Annotated in this window: 19 protein-coding genes; 9 read left to right on the top strand and 10 right to left on the bottom strand. The window is 45.4% G+C overall.

The window, feature by feature from the left end:
* The first annotated feature begins 2 nt into the window (after positions 1-2).
* Together lipA and RJD38_RS10155 are read left to right on the top strand one after the other, a co-directional pair.
* A complete protein-coding gene (gene lipA / locus RJD38_RS10160; RefSeq protein WP_065545625.1) occupies positions 3-968 on the top strand; it encodes a lipoyl synthase in 966 nt (321 codons plus the stop codon).
* 229 nt (positions 969-1,197) lie between these two features.
* Entirely contained in the window at positions 1,198-1,524 is a 327-nt protein-coding gene (locus RJD38_RS10155; RefSeq protein ID WP_005593596.1) for a hypothetical protein, read from the top strand.
* Between the two features lie 218 nt (positions 1,525-1,742).
* Here the strand turns inward: RJD38_RS10155 and glyA are convergent, their stop codons facing one another.
* The gene (gene glyA, locus RJD38_RS10150; RefSeq protein WP_005593597.1) at positions 1,743-2,993 is read right to left on the bottom strand and encodes a serine hydroxymethyltransferase; all 1,251 of its coding nucleotides are present in this window, start codon (positions 2,991-2,993) and stop codon (positions 1,743-1,745) included.
* 334 nt (positions 2,994-3,327) lie between these two features.
* Here glyA and RJD38_RS10145 point away from each other — a divergent pair, with 334 nt between their 5' ends.
* Positions 3,328-3,927 carry a YitT family protein gene (locus RJD38_RS10145; protein ID WP_065545626.1) on the top strand — a complete coding sequence of 200 codons (600 nt, stop codon included), beginning with the start codon at positions 3,328-3,330 and terminating at the stop codon, positions 3,925-3,927.
* A gap of 88 nt (positions 3,928-4,015) precedes the next feature.
* Here the strand turns inward: RJD38_RS10145 and treC are convergent, their stop codons facing one another.
* The 5 genes from treC to gmhB form a co-directional block, all read right to left on the bottom strand.
* On the bottom strand, positions 4,016-5,701 hold the full coding sequence (gene treC, locus RJD38_RS10140; protein WP_065545627.1) for an alpha,alpha-phosphotrehalase: 1,686 nt from the start codon (positions 5,699-5,701) through the stop codon (positions 4,016-4,018).
* Between the two features lie 84 nt (positions 5,702-5,785).
* On the bottom strand, positions 5,786-7,210 hold the full coding sequence (gene treB / locus RJD38_RS10135) for a PTS trehalose transporter subunit IIBC (RefSeq protein ID WP_065545628.1): 1,425 nt from the start codon (positions 7,208-7,210) through the stop codon (positions 5,786-5,788).
* 167 nt (positions 7,211-7,377) lie between these two features.
* The gene (treR, locus tag RJD38_RS10130) at positions 7,378-8,325 is read right to left on the bottom strand and encodes a trehalose operon repressor TreR (protein WP_065545629.1); all 948 of its coding nucleotides are present in this window, start codon (positions 8,323-8,325) and stop codon (positions 7,378-7,380) included.
* A gap of 74 nt (positions 8,326-8,399) precedes the next feature.
* Positions 8,400-8,738, bottom strand: a complete 339-nt coding sequence (locus tag RJD38_RS10125; RefSeq protein ID WP_009387644.1) for an MliC family protein — start codon at positions 8,736-8,738, stop codon at positions 8,400-8,402.
* Positions 8,739-8,789: 51 nt separating this feature from the next.
* Positions 8,790-9,341, bottom strand: a complete 552-nt coding sequence (gmhB, locus tag RJD38_RS10120) for a D-glycero-beta-D-manno-heptose 1,7-bisphosphate 7-phosphatase (protein ID WP_065545630.1) — start codon at positions 9,339-9,341, stop codon at positions 8,790-8,792.
* Between the two features lie 222 nt (positions 9,342-9,563).
* Here gmhB and metN point away from each other — a divergent pair, with 222 nt between their 5' ends.
* The 3 genes from metN to RJD38_RS10105 are packed head-to-tail and all read left to right on the top strand — an operon-like array spanning position 9,564 to position 12,098.
* Positions 9,564-10,598, top strand: coding sequence for a methionine ABC transporter ATP-binding protein MetN (gene metN, locus RJD38_RS10115; RefSeq protein WP_065545631.1), 1,035 nt, complete (start codon positions 9,564-9,566; stop codon positions 10,596-10,598).
* Positions 10,588-11,265 carry a methionine ABC transporter permease gene (locus tag RJD38_RS10110; RefSeq protein WP_005593335.1) on the top strand — a complete coding sequence of 226 codons (678 nt, stop codon included), beginning with the start codon at positions 10,588-10,590 and terminating at the stop codon, positions 11,263-11,265. The genes metN and RJD38_RS10110 overlap by 11 nt, the downstream gene beginning before the upstream one ends.
* 23 nt (positions 11,266-11,288) lie before the next feature.
* Positions 11,289-12,098 (top strand): MetQ/NlpA family lipoprotein, encoded by an 810-nt coding sequence (locus RJD38_RS10105; protein ID WP_065545632.1) that lies wholly within the window; start codon positions 11,289-11,291, stop codon positions 12,096-12,098.
* Between the two features lie 113 nt (positions 12,099-12,211).
* On the opposite strand, the gene ykgO is transcribed toward RJD38_RS10105, so the two are convergent.
* Both ykgO and RJD38_RS10095 read right to left on the bottom strand, forming a co-directional pair.
* Positions 12,212-12,337 (bottom strand): type B 50S ribosomal protein L36, encoded by a 126-nt coding sequence (gene ykgO / locus RJD38_RS10100; RefSeq protein ID WP_005593337.1) that lies wholly within the window; start codon positions 12,335-12,337, stop codon positions 12,212-12,214.
* The gene (locus RJD38_RS10095; RefSeq protein WP_065545633.1) at positions 12,334-12,591 is read right to left on the bottom strand and encodes a type B 50S ribosomal protein L31; all 258 of its coding nucleotides are present in this window, start codon (positions 12,589-12,591) and stop codon (positions 12,334-12,336) included. Before RJD38_RS10095 ends, ykgO begins: the two co-directional genes overlap by 4 nt.
* 155 nt (positions 12,592-12,746) lie before the next feature.
* Here RJD38_RS10095 and tsaA point away from each other — a divergent pair, with 155 nt between their 5' ends.
* Together tsaA and RJD38_RS10085 are read left to right on the top strand one after the other, a co-directional pair.
* Positions 12,747-13,442 (top strand): tRNA (N6-threonylcarbamoyladenosine(37)-N6)-methyltransferase TrmO, encoded by a 696-nt coding sequence (gene tsaA / locus RJD38_RS10090; protein ID WP_009387655.1) that lies wholly within the window; start codon positions 12,747-12,749, stop codon positions 13,440-13,442.
* 109 nt (positions 13,443-13,551) lie between these two features.
* Positions 13,552-15,267, top strand: a complete 1,716-nt coding sequence (locus RJD38_RS10085) for a proline--tRNA ligase (protein WP_065545634.1) — start codon at positions 13,552-13,554, stop codon at positions 15,265-15,267.
* Between the two features lie 814 nt (positions 15,268-16,081).
* Here the strand turns inward: RJD38_RS10085 and RJD38_RS10080 are convergent.
* Positions 16,082-16,939: a class II glutamine amidotransferase gene (locus tag RJD38_RS10080; protein WP_065545635.1), complete on the bottom strand. Its 858-nt coding sequence runs from the start codon at positions 16,937-16,939 to the stop codon at positions 16,082-16,084.
* Positions 16,940-17,023: 84 nt separating this feature from the next.
* Positions 17,024-17,602: a D-sedoheptulose 7-phosphate isomerase gene (gene lpcA, locus RJD38_RS10075; protein ID WP_065429918.1), complete on the bottom strand. Its 579-nt coding sequence runs from the start codon at positions 17,600-17,602 to the stop codon at positions 17,024-17,026.
* A gap of 334 nt (positions 17,603-17,936) precedes the next feature.
* Here lpcA and fadE point away from each other — a divergent pair, with 334 nt between their 5' ends.
* Entirely contained in the window at positions 17,937-20,384 is a 2,448-nt protein-coding gene (gene fadE / locus RJD38_RS10070; RefSeq protein ID WP_065545636.1) for an acyl-CoA dehydrogenase FadE, read from the top strand.
* The last annotated feature ends 100 nt before the right edge of the window (positions 20,385-20,484 follow it).

Genomic DNA, 20,484 nt, shown 5'->3' with positions numbered 1-20,484 from the left:
GCATGAGTAAACCAATCCAAATGGAAAAAGGCGTTAAATACCGTGACGCTGATAAAATGGCATTAATTCCCGTGAAAAACATGCCTACTGAGCAGAGAGAAGTGCTACGCAAGCCTGATTGGATGAAGATCAAGCTACCTGCAGATAGCCAACGCATTCAAGACATCAAATCAGCAATGCGTAAGAACAACCTGCACTCTGTTTGTGAAGAGGCCTCATGCCCCAACCTCGCGGAATGCTTTAACCACGGTACAGCGACCTTTATGATCTTAGGTGCAATCTGTACTCGCCGCTGCCCATTCTGTGATGTTGGCCATGGCCGCCCTGTTGCACCAGAAGCTGACGAACCGAAAAAGCTGGCACAGACTATCGCGGACATGAAGCTAAAATACGTGGTGATCACCTCTGTTGACCGTGATGACCTACGTGATGGTGGCGCACAACACTTTGCCGATTGTAACCGTGAAATCCGCGCACTAAGCCCAAACATTAAAATTGAAACCTTGGTCCCTGACTTCCGTGGCCGTATGGATGTTGCACTCGAGTTGCTCAGTGAAAACACCCCAGATGTGTTTAACCACAACCTAGAAACCGCGCCACGCTTGTACCGCAAAGTTCGCCCTGGCGCCAACTACAAATGGTCACTACAGCTACTACAGAAGTTCAAAGAGCAACACCCGGAGATCCCAACTAAGTCAGGCGTCATGATGGGCCTAGGCGAAACCAAAGAAGAGATCGTCGAAGTATTGAAAGATCTGCGTGCTCATGGGGTAACCATGCTGACACTTGGCCAATACCTTGCGCCCAGCCGTCATCACCTACCCGTTGAGCGCTACGTGCCACCAGCCGAGTTTGATGAGTTGAAAGAAATTGCTTTGGAGCTTGGCTTTACACATGCAGCTTGTGGCCCATTTGTTCGCTCTTCTTACCATGCCGATCTTCAAGCGCAAGGCATCGAAGTGAGCTAATTAGCCCGCATATTGTCTCATTAAAAGCCAGTCTACTTATGACTGGCTTTTTATTTTGTACGTCTGTGTTTCCCATGCCAATCGCGTATATCCACCTGAAAAGCGGCCACTAATTCATTATTATTACGTTACTAGCTTGCACAAAATGATATGCACTTCTAGGCTTATTAAAGCGATACCACTCTGCTGGCCGCCGAGAGCGTCGCACCTAATAAAATGGGATATAGCTATGGAAAAATGCCTTTTGCTGGCCGTCAGTGCTAGCGTGATGCTTGCTGCCTGTTCAACTACCGAGCAGCAAGATAACTTTCAAGAAGCCTCTTTTGAACTGTGTAACACCGAAGTGGATATTTACTCGCTCAGTGATGATGGCCGGGTGAGAATTTTATGTTCTGATGGTTCAAAGTTCGCACTCAACACCGAAAACACACTCGATACCATGCGTGACATTAATATCGATTATTGTGGCGGCGAAGGGCTAGGAAAATTTAACGAAAGCACGCGCTATTACTCATTCAAATGCAAATCCGGCACATTACTGAGTATTGCCAAGTAAGTTCCGCCAAACCATTATCAGTACATCATTTTCCTATTTTCTTTAGACAAAAAAAGGAGCATTAAGCTCCTTTTCAAAATCATCTTGGCGACTTAACCATCTATCCAACAGCGAATTTCATCATTCCAAATACGAAAAAGGCTCCAGAAGGAGCCTTTCAAATCGCATTTTCATAGTAGATGAGCGACACAGTCACTCGTTCACTCTACGAAGAAAAATTAAGCGTAAACCGGTAGACGCTTACAAATTTCCAATACTTTCACTTTGGTGGCTTCAATCACAGACTCATCACCGATGTTGTCTAAGATGTCACACATCCAACCTGCCAATGCTTTTGAATCTTCTTCAGTAAAGCCACGGCGAGTGATTGATGGAGAACCAACACGGATACCAGACGTTACGAATGGGCTACGTGGGTCGTTTGGTACTGAGTTTTTGTTCACGGTGATATTGGCCGCACCTAGTGCTGCATCCGCTTCTTTACCTGTGATGTCTTTGTCGATCAGATCAACTAGGAACAAGTGGTTCTCTGTAGAACCAGACACGATGTTGTAGCCACGAGCAAGGAATTCAGCAACCATTGCTTTTGCGTTTGCAACAACGCGCGCTTGGTATTCTTTGAATTCTGGCTCTAGAGCTTCTTTGAACGCCACTGCTTTACCGGCAATAACGTGCATTAGAGGGCCACCCTGACCACCAGGGAATACCGCTGAGTTCAGCTTCTTATACAGATCTTCACCTTCGTTAGAAAGGATTAGACCGCCGCGTGGACCCGCTAGCGTTTTGTGCGTCGTTGTGGTTACTACGTGCGCATGCGGTACAGGGTTCGGGTAAACACCGGCAGCGATAAGACCCGCTACGTGCGCCATATCAACGAAGAAGTAAGCACCTACTTTGTCCGCGATTTCACGCATACGCGCCCAATCACACACTTGAGAGTAAGCAGAGAAACCACCAATGATCATCTTAGGTTTGTGTTCTACCGCTAATGCTTCCATTTCTTCGTAATCGATTTGACCTTTCTCATCGATGCCGTAAGGAATAATGTTGTAAAGCTTACCAGAGAAGTTTACTGGTGAACCGTGAGTTAGGTGACCGCCGTGCGCTAGGCTCATGCCTAGAACGGTATCGCCAGCGTTAAGCAGCGCCATGTAAACCGCGTTATTAGCTTGAGAACCCGAGTGTGGCTGTACGTTGGCATATTCGGCACCGAATAGTTCACAAGCACGTTCGATCGCAAGTGTTTCCACTTTATCCACATACTCACAACCACCGTAGTAGCGTTTACCTGGGTAACCTTCAGCGTACTTGTTAGTTAGCTGAGAGCCCTGTGCTTCCATTACTCGTGGGCTGGTGTAGTTTTCAGAAGCAATTAGTTCAATGTGCTCTTCCTGACGAAGAGTTTCTTCTTGGATAGCTGCGAACAAATCCGCATCGTAATCTGCGATGTTCATATCACGCTTAAGCATCTGTATCTCCTGACTCAGATTTAGACTGAAAGTTGCAAAAAACTGGCAAACGACCCCGACGCAAACGTTTTCGTCACCCTACTGGCGCGCATTTTACATAATTTGATCTAGGTCATAAAGAGAAAATTGCATTTTTCTCATGCAGTTTTTTCATACTGGTTTACAAGGTTTATCATGTTGAGGCCATCTTTGCCCAATAACTGTCAACACGACGATTTACACCTTGTAAAAAGACAATTACATAGGTTTACCTTAATTTTCGCTCTCAATCTACCGAAAACCTCATCTTTTCCTTACTATGCAGGCCATTCGTTCAAGGTTTAATTTTAAATTGATGGAAAAACATACACGTAAAGAAGATTGGATCGCCATATTGACCGGCACGTTTATCGTCGCACAAGGGGTCTTTTTCCTCCAATCAGCTCACCTTCTTACTGGTGGCACCACTGGCCTTGCATTGCTCGTTAGCCAAGTTGTTCCTTGGTCTTTCGGCACATTATACTTTTTAGCGAACTGCCCATTTTATCTTTTAGCTTGGAAACGTTTTGGCGCACGCTTCGCATTTAACAGCGCAATCTCAGGTGCGTTGGTGTCGATTTTAACCGATCACCTCGATTTGGTGATCAGTCTGGATAAAATCAGCCCTGCTTATTGTGCTTTAGCGGGTGGCGTTTTGATGGGACTGGGAATGCTGATTCTATTTCGTCATCGTTCTAGCCTTGGCGGCTTTAACGTGCTCTGTTTACTCATCCAAGATAAATTCGGTATTTCGGTCGGCAAAACTCAATTGGCGATTGATTGCGTTATTTTAATTACCTCATTTTTCTTTGTACCGCCGCAAACCTTACTCTATTCAGTATTTGGCGCGGTTGTACTTAATCTGGTGTTGGCGATGAACCATAAGCCAACTCGCTACGTAGTGAGCTATCGGTAAACTTCAAGATGATGTGTAATAGAAAGGTTTGGGGCATACCCCAAACCTTTTTGTTTACGACTTATTCGTTCACTTTCCACGGCACTAATTACTTATCGATGAGAAGAATTCGAGTCTCATAAGGGCGCAGCGACACCATTTGGTTTGTCACATTAAACAACGCATTTTGATAATTGGTTAATAAACACTGTGCAGCGGAAAGATCCAAATGCTCTGGTAATTGGCATATCGCCTCTTCAGCGTAAAAGTTACTAATTAAGATAAGCTGCTGCGTCTCACTCTCACGTAAATAGACATAACAGTGTTCATCTTGTGGCAGCAAATCATAGAACAAACCATGTGTGATCACAGGGTGTAGCTTGCGTAGTGCAATCAACTGCTGGTAAAAATAGAACACCGAGTTTTGATCATCTAAGGCGCTTTGCGCATTGATCTGCGTGTAGTTACTCGCCACTTCTAACCACGGTTCACCCTGAGTAAAGCCGGCATGACATGAATTGTCCCATTGCATTGGCGTGCGAGAATTATCACGAGACTTTTGCGCCAAGATGGTCATCATTTCATCATGATCTACCCCTTGCTGGTTGACCATAATATCGTACATATTAGTGCTTTCTACATCTCGATACTGCTCAATAGCAGTATAACCCGGATTGGTCATCCCTAACTCTTCACCTTGATAGATATACGGCGTACCTTGCATCATATGCAGTGTGGCAGCGAGCATCTTAGCTGATTCAACGCGGTACTTTTGGTCATCGCCTAAACGACTAACAATACGCGGCTGATCATGATTACACCAAAACAAAGCCCCCCACCCTTTGCCACTTAACCCGGTTTGCCAATGGTTAAAGATCTGCTTGAGCTGAATAAAATCAAACGAGGCATTAGACCATTTTTCACCGTTGGGATAATCGACTTTAAGATGGTGAAAATTAAACACCATCGACAGTTCTTTGCCATCGAGCGAAGAATATTGCTGACAGTGTTCGAGCGTCGTCGATGACATTTCACCGACGGTGACACAACCATATTTCTGGAATACAGCCTGACTGATCTCTTGCAAATACTCATGCACGCGTGGGCCATCGGTATAAAAACGACGGCCATCACCATGATCATCGTTAGGAAAGTCTTGCTGCTTTGAAATCAGATTAATCACATCTAAGCGAAAACCATCAACGCCTTTTTCCGCCCAAAAACTGATGATCTGTTTTACTTCTTCACGTACAACTTGGTTTTCCCAGTTTAGATCGGCTTGCTCTTTCGCGAATAAGTGTAGGTAGTATTGATCTGTCGCTTCATCGAATGCCCAAGCGCTACCACCAAATTTAGATTGCCAATTATTCGGCACATCGCCATTCACAGGATCTCGCCAGATGTAATAGTCTCTATATGGGCTTTTTTTATCACTTAGTGCCGATTGAAACCATTGGTGTGCGGTTGACGTATGATTAACCACGATATCCATGATGATACGAATACCACGCTGATGTGCTTGTTCCACAAGTACATCAAAATCTGCCATGGTGCCAAACTCTGGGTTAATCGCGTAATAGTCCGAAATATCATAACCATTATCGATCATCGGCGACTGATAAACGGGCGTTAACCAAATCGCATCAATGCCCAGCGTTTTTAGATAATCCAATTTAGAAATAATGCCACGAATATCACCAGTACCTTGCGCCGAAGAGTCACAAAAGCTTTTCGGATAAATTTGGTAAATGGTGGCCGTTTGCCACCAATCTTGCTGCTGTAGGAAGGTTGTCATAACTAATTTCACTTACCAGTTTGAGCCAAACTCCGACTCAAAAAAATCCACGGCATCGCATCCTTTGCCGTGGAGACAAATAAACTATGCGTTCGCCATTTCTAGCTCGCCTTTCGCTTGGGTACGCTTATAAAACAACAGCGTCAACAATGTCGGAACGACAATTGCCACCAGCATCGCAATGGCATAGACACCCCAGAACTGAGGCTGAATAGAAAGAATACCCGGCAAACCACCCACCCCAATGCCATTCGCCATGACACCTGACATACCACAGATTGCAGCGGCAGCGGCAGAGCCAATCATGGCACTGAGCATAGGGAACTTGTACTTGAGGTTGATACCGTACATCGCCGGCTCAGTGACGCCTAAGTAGGCTGAAATCGCTGCCGGTACTGAGATATCACGCTCGCCGTGTTTTTTACTAATGATGATAATACCGACCACCGCTGAAGCTTGTGCAATATTTGACAAAGCAATCAGTGGCCAAATTGGCGTACCACCTAAATCTTGCATCAATTGCAGATCAACTGCGTTGGTGGTGTGATGAATGCCGGTAATCACCAATGGCGCATACAAGAAGCCAAACACAATCGAACCAATCACAGCAAAATCGCCCATCATGGCAGCTTTAGCTGCGAAAGCTACACCATCACCTAACATACGACCAAACGGACCGATAATAGAATGCGCTAACACAACTGACACGATAATCGAAACAAACGGCACCACCACCAAGTACAGATAAGACGGCACTATGCGTTTAAGATTGGTTTCAATAAAGGCCAAAGCGACCCCCGCTAACATGGCCGGAATAACCTGAGCTTGATAACCAACTTTTTCAATCACAAATAAGCCAAAATCCCATACTTCTGGTGCTTGCTTACCGATCAAGTAGGCATTCATAAGTTGAGGTGATACCAAGGTTAAACCAAGCGTAATACCAAGAATTGGCGTACCACCGAGTTTCTTCACCGTAGACCAACACACGCCAACAGGTAGGAAGAAGAAGATCGCTTCACCAATCAGCCAAAGAAAACTATGCACCGTGGCCCAAAACTGGCTTATCTCGGTCAGCGTCTGACCATCAAACATCTTGATGTCGCCAATCACGTTGCGGAAGCCTAAAATCAGACCACCGGTAATAATCGCAGGTAGCAGCGGTACAAAGATTTCAGCTAAATGGGAAATACCGCGTTCAAGAATGTTCATGTTTTGTCGCGCGGCATTCTTCGCCTCATCTTTTGATGCTTCCGATTTACCCGACAACTCAATCAATATTTTATAGACCTCATCAACGTCGGTACCAATCACCACTTGAAATTGCCCTGCATTGGTAAAGCAACCTTTGACTAGGCTCAGGGCTTCTAGCCCCTGTTGGTCCGCTATCTCTGTATCATTGAGCACGAAACGAAGACGGGTTAGACAGTGGCTGACACTGGCGATGTTTTTCGATCCACCGACCAACGCTATCAGCCGTTCGACCTCTTTTTTGGCAATCTTGCTCATATCCTTTTCCACCCTTATTGGAGCCAATTCTTTACGATTGTCTTTATGGGAATGTTCCCATTGGTTGTTAATTATATTGGCAGAAGCGACCCAAAGATAAAATGGGAACAGTCCCATAAATTGAATGCGATCACAGTCTAATTTTAAATCACTTAAAATATAATGAGTTAGATTTGAATGGGTTTTTGAGTCAAGTGGGTCAGTGAACCTTCACCGTTTATATGAGAGATCAATAACTTAGCTGCCTTTATCCCAGCTTGCGCGTAACCGGGGTCGATACTAAAAACATTCGGGAATAAAAACGACAACAGCTCATTGCCACCAACACCAGTGACCACCACCTCCTCGCGGCCTAGCTCTTGTAGGCGTTTGATCACCCCAAGCGCAAGCGTATCACTGGCGCAGACTATCGCCTGAGTGTCCGCTTGTATTACTTTATCCACCAGTTGATAGGCACTCTCGTGATGCAGATCGCCAGTTTGATAGTTAGCACTCAATGCATGGTGTTCGCACCATTCCAAATAAGCATCTAAACGTAGCTTACCCGTAGTTCGGTCACTTGGGTTAACCCCAATGTACGCAATCCTATCAAGCGATTGCTGGCGCAAAAAGGCCAAGGCATGACAAATGACGCCATGGTTATCATAGTTAATCGACGATACCTGTTTGGTATCCATCGCAATCACCACCGCCCGACCTTGCCATTGTTCGAGTTGAGTAAGATCAAAGTCACTAAAGCCAAACACAATCACACCATCAACATTGCGACGTTTAAGTACGCTTAAGTGTTCGGTTGTTTTTTCACTATCAAGCTGGCTCTCCATGATCACCACGTCATAACCCGCTTGATAAAGTACTTGCAACATACTACCCACCGCTTTGTTTTCCGATGGCGAATCTAAACGAGAGATAATGACACCCACCACTCTCTGACTGCCGCCACGCATCGACTGGGCTGATTTAGAAGGGACATAACCAGAATCAGCTATCACCTGCTCCACTTTCACTCGAGTTTCTGGCTTCACTTTAGGATCGTTGGTCAACACGCGTGAAACGGTTGATTTACCAACACCAGACAAGCGGGCAATATCTAAAATAGTCAGTTTTTTGGTCATACAATGAGTTCAATGGCGGGAATAAGAAGATGGTTAGCTGAGGCTCATTCTATCACCTCAGCTAGGTGTTAGTATTAGTTGGTTTTACAATTTTGATAAACCTCTCGGCCATACTCTAAACGCGCATTATCGCCTCTGGTATAAAGCGTGACGGGCATAACTTCAGAGAGGGTATTTTCAGGCAATATATAGCGCGTACCAGAACCAGCCGGGGCTTGCACCAAAGCGTAATCAATATCGAGAACACGGACTAAAGCAGCTTGATCTTCAATTAAGTAGGTCACTGAAAATTGATGCTGGTTATCGCAATCATATTGATACTGATTAGGATCATTGCTTGATGTTTGGCTGTCACTGCCCGCACAGCCTGCTAATACCAGCACTGTCGTGGCAAGAATACCGAGTTTGACCATGTTTACCTCCTGTAAAAATAAAGGCCGCAATTGCAGCCTTTATATAATAGTCTATTTGTTTAGATAGTTAGGGACATTCACAATACTATCCAGTACTGCTGTTGCAAGCTTTTCTCCCTGTTCGGTGATCGGCTTACCAGTACGAACCAATAATTTTGTGCCGACACCAGCGGCTTCTGCTGCCATCATATCTTCTGCTTTATCACCCACCATGATTGAATTCGCCATATCGATCTTTAAAAAATCGCGGGCAGAAATAAACATACCTGGTTTTGGTTTACGGCAATCACAATCTTCTTTGTAGACCCCTACGCCATGCTCTGCATGGTGCGGGCAATAGTAAATGCCATCTAGCTCAACGCCATTATCGACAAAGTTCCAGTCCATCCATTGAGTGAGCGACTCAAAACGTTCTTCGCTGAACTTGCCGCGTGCGATACCGGATTGGTTGGTAACAAGCACAAGTAGGTAACCCATCTCTTTCAATTTTTTGGTTGCCTCAAAGACACCATCAATAAATTCAAAGTCATGTTCGTCATGTACATAGCCATGATCAACGTTAATCACACCGTCACGATCTAAAAAGACTGCTGGTTTAGCCACAATTTGCTTCTCTATCTACTTTATTTATTCAGAATTATTGCACGCTTTATTTCTTTCATCACGATCTAATTCCTGAACGTTTGCATGCAAACGTTCAAATAGACGTCTAGACGTAAAAATACCTATTGACACAAATTCAACAAACCCATAGCATCATCTGATAAATGAGATGTAGCTCAACATTATCTACTGTTCCTATTTCGAGCCAAAGCAGGGTTCTCAATGATTGAAATCAACCAAGTTAATAAGATTTTCTATCAAGGTAAGAAGGAAATTCCTGCCTTAATAGACATCAATCTGAATATCCCTCAGGGGACTATTTTTGGCGTGATTGGCGCGTCTGGTGCCGGTAAAAGTACACTGATCCGCTGCGTCAATATGCTCGAAGTTCCAACCAGCGGCCAAATTATTATTGATGGCGTCGAATTGACGGCATTAACTAAATCGCAGCTTAGCGAAGCGCGCCGTAACATCGGCATGATTTTCCAGCATTTTAATCTACTCTCTTCTCGTACTGTATTTGGCAATGTTGCCTTACCACTCGAGTTAGCAGGTAAAGACAAAAAGCACATTCAAACCAAAGTTTCTGAACTACTAAAATTAGTCGGTCTTGAAGACAAGCACGAAACATATCCTGCCAATCTTAGTGGTGGTCAAAAACAACGTGTAGCGATTGCTCGCGCGCTTGCTTCTGATCCGAAGGTTCTACTGTGTGATGAGGCAACCAGCGCACTTGATCCAGCGACGACACAATCAATATTAGAATTGTTACGCGAGATTAACCGCAAACTCAAAATCACCATTTTATTGATCACTCATGAAATGGATGTGGTGAAAAGTATCTGTCATGAAGTGGCGATCATCGGCGGTGGTGAGTTAGTCGAAAAAGGTACGGTTGGAGAGATCTTTGCTCATCCAAAAACCGAACTCGCGCACCAGTTTATTCGCTCAACGTTAGATCTCTCTATTCCGGAAGACTATCAAGTGCGTTTGCAACCGACTCGTGTAGAAGGCAGCTACCCGTTAGTACGTTTAGAGTTTACTGGCGCAACCGTGGATGCTCCGCTAATGAGCCAGATTGCCCGTAAATATAATATTGATGCCAACATCTTAAGCTCTGATCTGGATTATGCGGGTGGGGTTAAATTCGGCATGATGGTCGCTGAATTGTTTGGTAGTGAAGCAGACGATAATAACGCAATCGAATTCTTACGTGAGCATAATGTAAAAGTTGAGGTGCTTGGCTATGTCCTTTAATTCATTTTCACAATGGCTAAGCCTTAACGCAGATTTGTTATTAGGTGCAACATGGGAAACGCTCTATATGGTCGCGGTTTCTGGTGTGGTTGGCTTTGCAGTCGGTATTCCACTTGGTGTGATTCTGCATACCTCTAAAAAAGGCGGCTTACTGGAAAACACCAAGCTAAACAGCATTCTTGGCGCAGTAGTGAACGTGGGTCGTTCTGTTCCATTTCTGGTTTTAATGGTCGCCATTATTCCAGTGACCAAACTGTTAGTCGGTACGTTTATTGGCACGACCGCCGCGATCGTTCCACTTACTATTGGTGCGATTCCTTTTGTCGCTCGCTTGATTGAAGGTGCGCTTCTAGAAGTGCCAAATGGTCTCGTTGAGGCGGCGCAGTCAATGGGCGCAACACCACTGCAAATCATCAATAAAGTACTGCTACCTGAAGCGATGCCAACCATCGTCAACTCAGTCACGATTACCTTAGTGACCTTAGTCAGCTATTCAGCGATGGCAGGTACCGTGGGTGGTGGCGGCCTTGGTGATGTCGCTATTCGCTACGGTTTCCACCGTTACGATGTGCTGATCATGGCTGTGACTGTGGTAATGCTTATTGTGTTAGTTCAAATCATTCAATCTATCGGTGATGCCGTTGTTCGCCGTGTAGATCATAGATAAGAAGTTTTTATAAGGAGATTATGATGAAATTTAATGTTAAAGGTTTACTGGCCATTGCCGCTGCGGCATCTGCACTGCTTCTTTCTGGTTGTGGTGAAAAGGAAGTCGATACAAGCAAGATTAAAGTCGGCGTAATGGCGGGTGCTGAAGAGCAAGTTGCTGAGATTGCGGCTAAAGTTGCTAAAGAAAAATACGGTCTAGAAGTTGAGCTTGTCACGTTTACGGACTACGTAACACCAAACGCTGCACTAGACGATGGCTCTATCGACATCAACGCATTCCAACACAAACCATACCTAGATCAGCAAGTGGCTGACCGTGGCTACAAAATCGTGATTGCAGGCAATACGTTTGTTTACCCAATCGCTGGCTACTCTAAAGAAATCAAATCTGTTGATGAGATTCAAGATGGCGCTCGTATCGCAGTACCAAATGACCCAACTAACCTAGGTCGTTCACTGCTTCTTCTTGAGCAACAAGGTCTTATCACGCTGCGTGAAGGTGCGGGTCTACAAGCAACTGTACGTGATATCGTAGAAAACCCGAAAAACCTAACGATTGTTGAACTTGATGCTGCGCAACTACCGCGCTCACTTGATGATGTGGTTCTTTCTGTTATCAACAATACTTATGCAAGCTCTGTAAACCTAACTCCACAACGTGATGGCATCTTCGTAGAAGATAAAGAATCTCCATACGTTAACTTAATCGTTGCTCGTGAAGACAACGTTAACGCAGAAAATGTGCAGAACTTTGTTAAAGCTTACCAAACAGAAGAAGTCTACAACGGCGCTTCTGAGATCTTCCAAGGTGGTGTCGTAAAAGGCTGGTAATCCCTTCAGCTGAATGACACACTCATAAAAAAGCGGGCACTGTATGTGTCCGCTTTTTTTGTTTCCTCTCATGCGAAATACCACAGCACAAGCATACCAACAGAATCAATCGACTACTTTTGTACCGCTTTGAAGCGAGGGTTAGCTTTGCAAATTACGTATAAACGACCACGTCGCTTGACGATCTGGCAATCGGGATGACGACTCTTCGCACTTTTTAACGATTTTAAAACTTTCATTTTTGCTCCTTAAAGAGACCGAAACGACGATTGAAATTAGATACTCGTCCCTGTTTCTGTGCCACACGTTGTTTCCCGGTGTAGAACGGATGAGACTCTGATGAAACATCCAAGGTTAGATAGGGATAAGTCTTATCATCTTCCCACTCTATCGTGCGGGTTGTGCTGAGTGTTGACCCAACAATAAAATACTTATCGACACTGGTATCGTGAAACACCACTTTGCGATACTCCGGATGAATTCCCGCTTTCATTCTCTCCTCCCTTTCAATTAAATGATATGTTATAACATATCAAATGATAGTAATTACCAACAAAAGATCAAGCAAATTATTCGCCAATGTTTACCAGCAGTGCGAAGTGCACGATTGTGCTATCTTGTGCAGAAAATTAACGAAGAGATGACGCCGTGTACAACATCGAGCCGATTGGTTATATCCAGAGCCCGTATAAAGAAAAGTTTGCCGTTCCTAGGCAGCCACGCCTAGTGCCTGCTGCAAGCGCTCGAGTGAAACTGCAAGGCGAGGTAAATTGCGCTGAAGCCATCCGCGGCATTGAGCAGTTCAGCCACTTATGGCTACTCTTCTTGTTTGATCAAAACTTAGCGGCAGGTTGGAAACCAACCGTACGACCACCGCGTTTGGGCGGCAACGAGCGTGTTGGTGTATTGGCTTCACGAGCAACATTTCGCCCTAATGGTATTGGCATGTCAGCGGTGGAGTTGAAAGGTATTAGCCAAGAAGGAGATCAATTTTATTTGGATCTTGGTAGCGTTGATCTGGTCGACAACACCCCTATCATCGATATCAAACCTTATATTCCCTACTCCGATGCTATTATTGATGCTAGTGGTGGGTACGCAGAAAAAGAGCCAGAAAAGGCGATTGTGTGCTTTTTACCACAAGCAACCGAGAGTCTCTCCCGCTTGGCGAATGGTCAGCATATCCGCCAAGTCATCGAGCAAGTCTTGGCGCAAGATCCTCGACCTGCCTATAAAAAAGGTAAGCCGGACCATAAAGAGTACGCGGTAAATTTGTTCAATTTGAACGTTAAATTCACCGTAAACGATAACTTAGTGTCGGTTACCGTGATTGAACACTTTTGACAAAGCCGTTTGGCTGATATTATAGGCGGCTAACAAATTCCCTTTGTGGGATCGTCATACTCCAGACCATTCCGGCTGAGTATCTAACTTTACTAAACGGATAAATTGAATGCGTACCAGTAATTATCTTCTTTCTACTCTTAAGGAGACTCCAAACGACGCAGAAGTAGTGAGCCACCAGCTCATGCTACGTGCAGGTATGATCCGTCGTCTAGCTTCAGGTCTTTATACCTGGCTGCCAACTGGTCTACGTGTATTGCGTAAAGTCGAAAACATCGTTCGTCAAGAGATCGACAATGCAGGTGCAATCGAAACCTTGATGCCCGTTGTTCAGCCGTTTGAACTTTGGGAAGAGACAGGCCGCTCAGAAAAAATGGGCCCTGAACTACTTCGCTTTACTGACCGCCACGTTCGTCCGTTTGTTCTTAGCCCGACAGCTGAAGAAGTGATCACTAGCCTTGTGCGAAATGAAGTGAGCTCTTACAAACAGCTTCCGCTAAACCTGTACCAAATCCAAACCAAATTCCGTGACGAACGTCGTCCACGTTTCGGCGTAATGCGTGCTCGTGAATTCTGCATGATGGATGCGTACAGCTTCGACATCGATAAAGCGGGTCTAGAGAAATCTTACCAAGCGATGCACGACGCTTACTGTAAAGCATTCGATCGTATGGGTCTTGAGTACCGTCCAGTATTGGCAGACTCAGGTGCTATCGGTGGTAACGGTTCACAAGAATTCCACGTTCTAGCAGAAAGCGGGGAAGATTTGATCGCATTCTCAACGGAGTCTGATTACGCAGCAAACATCGAAAAAGCGGAAGCACTGGCACCGACTGGTGAATGTGCAGCGCCAACTCAAGAGATGACTCTGGTTGATACTCCAAACGCGAAAACCATTGCGGAATTGGTTGAGCAACACGGTCTAGCGATTGAGAAAACCGTTAAGACGCTTTTCGTTAAAGCTTCAGATGAAATCGATGCTCCAATCGTTGCGCTTATCATCCGTGGTGATCACGAACTAAACGAAATCAAAGCTGAAAACCTAACGGAAGTTGCCGCTCCTCTTGAAATGGCATCTGAAGAAGAGATGCGTGAACTTATCGGCGCTGGTGCTGGTTCACTTGGTCCTGTTGGTCTAGAGCTACCGTTTATCGTTGACCGCTCTGTTGCGGTAATGAGCGATTTCGGTGCTGGCGCAAACATCGACGGCAAACACTACTTCGGTATTAACTGGGGTCGTGACGTAGAACTAGGTCAAATTGCTGATCTACGTAACGTGGTTGAAGGCGACCTAAGCCCATGTGGTCAAGGTACACTAATGCTTAAGCGTGGTATCGAAGTAGGTCACATCTTCCAACTTGGTAATGTTTACTCTGAAGCAATGAACTGTAGTGTTCTTGATTCAAACGGTAAAAACTCAATCCTAGAGATGGGTTGTTACGGTATTGGTGTTTCACGTGTTGTTGCTTCTGCTATCGAACAGAACAACGATAAATACGGCATCATCTGGCCAGACGCTCTAGCACCGTTCCAAGTAGCTATCGTACCAATGAACATGCACAAATCTGAGCGTGTTAAAGAAGCGGCAGAGAAACTATACGCAGAGTTCACTGCAATGGGTGTCGAAGTTCTATTTGATGACCGTAAAGAGCGCCCAGGCGTGATGTTCTCAGATATGGAGCTGATCGGCATCCCTCACACTATCGTGATTGGCGATCGCAGCATGGATGAAGGTAACTTTGAATACAAGAACCGTCGTTCAGGTGAGAAAACCGCAGTAGCAATGGCTGACATTGTTGAGCACGTTAAAGCGCAATTTGCGTAATTTAACCCTAAGAACTGCAAAAGGCCGATGGAAACATCGGCCTTTTTTTTTACTGTAGAATAGAGAACGAGCTTCGCTCTATGGAACGCTTCGCTCCTAGATTCGAGAGGCGGCAGTGGTTCGTTCTGTGAAAGATTCCCGACTGCGCTCCTTCGTCGCTATCGGGAATGACGTTATCGAAGTTACGAGCTTGTGCTGTCATCCTCAAGAGCGAGGTACGAGCGAGTTGGGGATCTATTCTCGATTCTCGAGCAAAGCGTTCTCAAAAGCGAAGTCTACTCTCGTCAAACTAGTTTCCCGACTACGCTCCTTCGTCGCTATCGAGAATGACGTTATCGAAGTTCCGAGCTTGTGCTGTCATCCTCAAGAGCGAGGTACGAGCTTGTGCTGTCACCCTCAAGAGCGAGGTACGAGCGAGTTGGGGATCTATTCTCGATTCTCGAGCAAAGCGTTCTCAAAAGCGACGTCTACTCTCGTCAAACTAGATTCCCGACTACGCTCCTTCGTCGCTATCGAGAATGACGTTATCGAAGTTCCGAGCTTGTGCTGTCATCCTCAAGAGCGAGGTACGAGCGAGTTGGGGACCTATTCTCGATTCTCAAGCGAAGCGTTCTCAAAGCGAAGTCTACTCTCGTCAAACTAGATTCCCGACTGCGCTCCTTCGTCGCTATCGAGAATGACGTTATCGAAGTTCCGAGCTTGTGCTGTCATCCTCAAGAGCGAGGTACGAGCGAGTTGGGGATCTATTCTCTACTCTCGAAGCGAAGCGCTCTCAAGGACGAAGTCCGCTCTCTACTCTCGACGCGCAGCGTTCTCAATTCTTAAAAGAATCCAAAGGCTCTGTCGGCGCTTGACTAGCGACTTTCTTGGCCGCAAACGGCACATCCACCAGCGAACTTGCGTTGCCATCAATCAACTCACCAAAGTGAAATAAACCGAATTCACCCGGCTTCATACGGTGCCAAGCTTCGTTATCGGTCAATGGCTGCGTAGCGATTACCGAGACGACATCGTTAGGCGTCGTTTCTTCTTGGAAGTTGATGGTGACATCTTCATCAATCAAGGTCGCTTTACCAAATGGCGCTCGGCGCGTAATCCAATAGAGGTGATTGGTGCAGTAAGTCATGACGTATTCACCATCAGAAAGCAGCATATTAAACACGCCTTTTTCTTTTAGTGTGTCGCAGCACTGGGCAACAAAGCGAAACATGCCCATCATATCTTGTGGTGGCTCAGGGTAACGCAGTTCAAGCTGAGTCACTAGCCAGCAAAAGGCGAGTTCGCTGTCAGTTTGCCCTACCGGACGAAAGCGACCCAATGATAAATCTTGGTAATCGGTTAACTGGCCATTGTGAGCAAATGTCCAATAACGGCCCCAGAGTTCACGGGTAAATGGGTGGGTATTTTCCAGATTGACGCCACCACGATTCGCTTGACGAATATGGCTGATCACCGCACGACTTTTTATCGGATAGTTTTGCACTAACTCGGCAATCTTTGACTGGCAACTAGGGTTAGGATCTTTGAAAGTACGAAAGCCTTTGCCTTCATAAAAGGTGATCCCCCAGCCGTCGCGATGTGGGCCAGTATTACCACCACGCTGCATCAGACCGGTAAAACTAAAGCAAATGTCAGTGGGTACATTTGCGCTCATTCCGAGCAATTCACACATGGTTTAACTCACTCCCTAATTAAACACCCAATACCAAACTAACATATTGTTGGTATTGGGATAAACCGTGCATCGGAATGGGAATTACTTTTCCATTTCCTTTTCGATCAACTGAATCACAATATGAATGATCTTGATATGAATTTCTTGAATACGATCAGCATAACCAAAATGCGGCACGCGAATTTCAATATCAGCACAACCGGCCATTTTACCGCCATCTTTACCTGTCAAAGCGATGGTTTTCATGCCTTTATTTTTCGCCGCTTCAATCGCATTCAAAATGTTGACTGAATTGCCTGATGTGGACAGACCAAACAATACATCGCCTTTTGAACCGACTGCTTCAAGATAACGAGAGAAAACAAAATCGTAACCAAAATCGTTACTCACGCAAGACAGATGGCTAGGATCAGAAATCGCAATACCTGGATAACCTGGGCGATTTTCACGGTAACGACCCGTCAACTCTTCAGCAAAGTGCATCGCATCACAGTGAGAGCCACCGTTACCACAAGATAGCACTTTGCCACCTTGTTTAAATGAATCCGCAATCAGTTTTGCTGCTGCTTCAATTTGAGCAATATTATGATCATCACTTAGAAACTTGTTCAGCACTGCAGCTGCTTCAGTCAGCTCACTTTTAATCAAATCCTGGTACATAAGCATTCTCTTTTAATCAGTATTAGAGCGCTGTTATCACAGCCTCAGACTCTTCTGAGTTTACTTGAACCATTCGCACTGTCGAGAGTCAGCCACAAAGATTTCATCGAATCTTGACCTTTCGTGCTCACAAAACCGACATCAGCGCACATTTATAGAATCTTTACTCTACACGGATCACTTTTTGAACAATCTTGTGTTTTACATTTTATTAATATCTCTATTACAATTTAACTGGTTAGACCACTAAATCAATCCAGACAATTATCGCTATTCGCTGCCATCTCACGCTGGATAGGGATAAACATAAAGCGTCTGAAAAGGAACACATAATATGGATATCTTGCTCTCCACCCTTAGCTTTGCTGTTGTACTTGGTGCTTGCCTTTACCATCGTGCATCGCTGTTACTCTCACTAACCGTGTTGACTGCAACGATGCTGTTACTCTCAATCTCAGGTTATATTGGCTCAATCAGTTGGATGCTCTATTTCACTGCGGTGGTCATTCTGACCGTACCTAGAATGCGCCAAAAACTTATCAGCCAAAAAGCGTTGAGACTATTTCGCCAAGTGCTACCTGCGATGTCACAAACCGAAAAAGAAGCATTAGATGCGGGGACAGTATGGTGGGAAGCGGAACTATTTAAAGGCAAACCTGACTGGCAGAAACTGCATAATATTGCGCCGCCAAAACTCAGTGCAGAAGAGCAAGCATTCTTGGATGGTCCCGTAGAAGAAGTATGTGCCATGGTGAGTGATTATCACGTCACTCATGAACTAGCAGATCTGCCTCCACAGGTATGGCAATACCTCAAAGAACATAAATTCTTCGCCATGATCATCAAAAAAGAATATGGCGGGTTAGAGTTTTCAGCCTACGCTCAATCACTTGTGCTACAGAAACTGACCGGGGTTTCCAGTGTGCTCTCTTCTACCGTAGGGGTGCCTAATTCACTTGGCCCTGGTGAATTACTGCAACACTATGGCACTCTTGAGCAAAAAGAATACTACCTGCCTCGTCTTGCACAAGGCAAAGAGATCCCTTGTTTTGCTCTAACCAGTCCTGAAGCAGGCTCGGATGCTGGTGCAATCCCCGATTACGGTGTGGTTTGCTATGGTCAGTGGCAAGGTGAAAAAGTGCTCGGTATGCGCTTAACATGGAACAAACGCTATATTACGCTCGCACCGGTAGCGACCGTTCTCGGTCTCGCGTTTAAATTGCGCGATCCTGATGGACTCCTAGGAGAAAGCCAAGATCTTGGCATTACCTGCGCTCTGATCCCAACCCATTTAGCCGGAGTAGAGATTGGCAACCGTCACTCTCCACTCAATGTCCCATTCCAAAATGGCCCTACTCGTGCGAATGAACTATTTGTACCAATTGATTACATCATTGGTGGACAAAAAATGGCTGGTCAAGGCTGGCGCATGTTGGTTGAATGCCTATCGGTTGGCCGTGGTATTACGCTGCCTTCTAACTCAACTGGTGGCATTAAGACTGCCGCATTAGCAACAGGGGCTTATGCGCGTATTCGCCGCCAATTTAAACAACCGATTGGTCATATGGAAGGCGTCGAAGAACCTCTTGCACGCCTTGCCGGTAATGCTTATGTGATGGACGCGGCCAGCGCCCTCACCGTAGCCGGTATCGACTTAGGTGAAAAACCATCGGTGATCTCGGCGATTGTTAAATACCATTGTACCCATCGAGGCCAGCGCAGCATCATCGACGCGATGGATATCGTCGGCGGTAAAGGGATCTGTTTAGGCCCTTCCAACTTCCTTGCTCGTAGCTATCAAGGTGCGCCTATCGCCATCACCGTTGAAGGGGCGAACATTCTCACCCGCTCAATGATCATCTTTGGCCAAGGAGCCATTCGCTGTCACCCTTATGTACTCACAGAGATGGAGGCCGCTTACTCAGACCATCATGATGCGCTCAATCAGTTTGATGCTGCGCTGGCTGGGCATGTTAGCTTTAGCGCCAGTAATTTTGTCCGCAGCTTATGGTTAGGTATAACGGATGGTCATTTTTCTTCTGCTCCATACAAAGATGAAACTCAGCGCTATTATCAACAGCTCAATCGTTACAGTGCCAATATGGCGCTATTATCGGATATCTCAATGGCGGTACTTGGTGGCTCATTAAAACGTAAAGAACGCCTTTCAGCTCGCCTTGGCGATGTACTAAGTCAACTTTACTTAGCATCAGCGACATTAAAACGTTACGACTTGGAAGGACGAAACAAAGAAGATTTACCCCTGCTGTATTGGGGTATGCAAGATAGCTTGTATCAAGCCGAACAAGCCATCGATGGCCTACTGGCTAATTTTCCTAATCGAGTAATCGCTAAGCTCTTGAAATGGGTTGTAATGCCACTCGGTAAAGTTCGCTGTATGCCTAGTGACAAATTGGATAGCCAAGTCGCGCAGATTATTCAAACACCAAGTGCCACTCGCTCACGTTTAGGTCGCAATCAGTATTTAACGGCCAGTGAATTTAACCCTGCAGGCCGCATTGAGCAGGCGTTACATATCATCTTAGAAGCTGAGCCAATCTTTGATAAGGTATGCCAAGCGATCGGTAAACGTCGAGCGTTCTTAAAGCTGGATATGATTGCTGAGCAAGGCTTAGAATTGAAAGCGATAACAGAAGAAGAAGCTCAGTTACTGATCAAAGCTGAAGAGCAACGTCTCTACGTCATTAACGTCGATGATTTTGCTCCACAAGAATTGGCCACTAAGCCACAAAGCCCTGCGGCAATGGATGAAGTAGCGTAGAGCATTTTCCTATTCATCTTGTAGAGAACGATACAATAAAAAAGGGTTGCTTGGCAGCCCTTTCCTTTTGTTCTCTAAAAAGAGATTATTCAGATGCAAT

It is taken from the genome of Vibrio scophthalmi, assembly GCF_040869025.1.
In the GTDB taxonomy this organism is placed as follows: Bacteria; Pseudomonadota; Gammaproteobacteria; order Enterobacterales; family Vibrionaceae; genus Vibrio; species Vibrio scophthalmi.
Note: the sequence above shows the minus strand (reverse complement) of the source record. Positions and strands in the feature narration are given on the sequence as shown.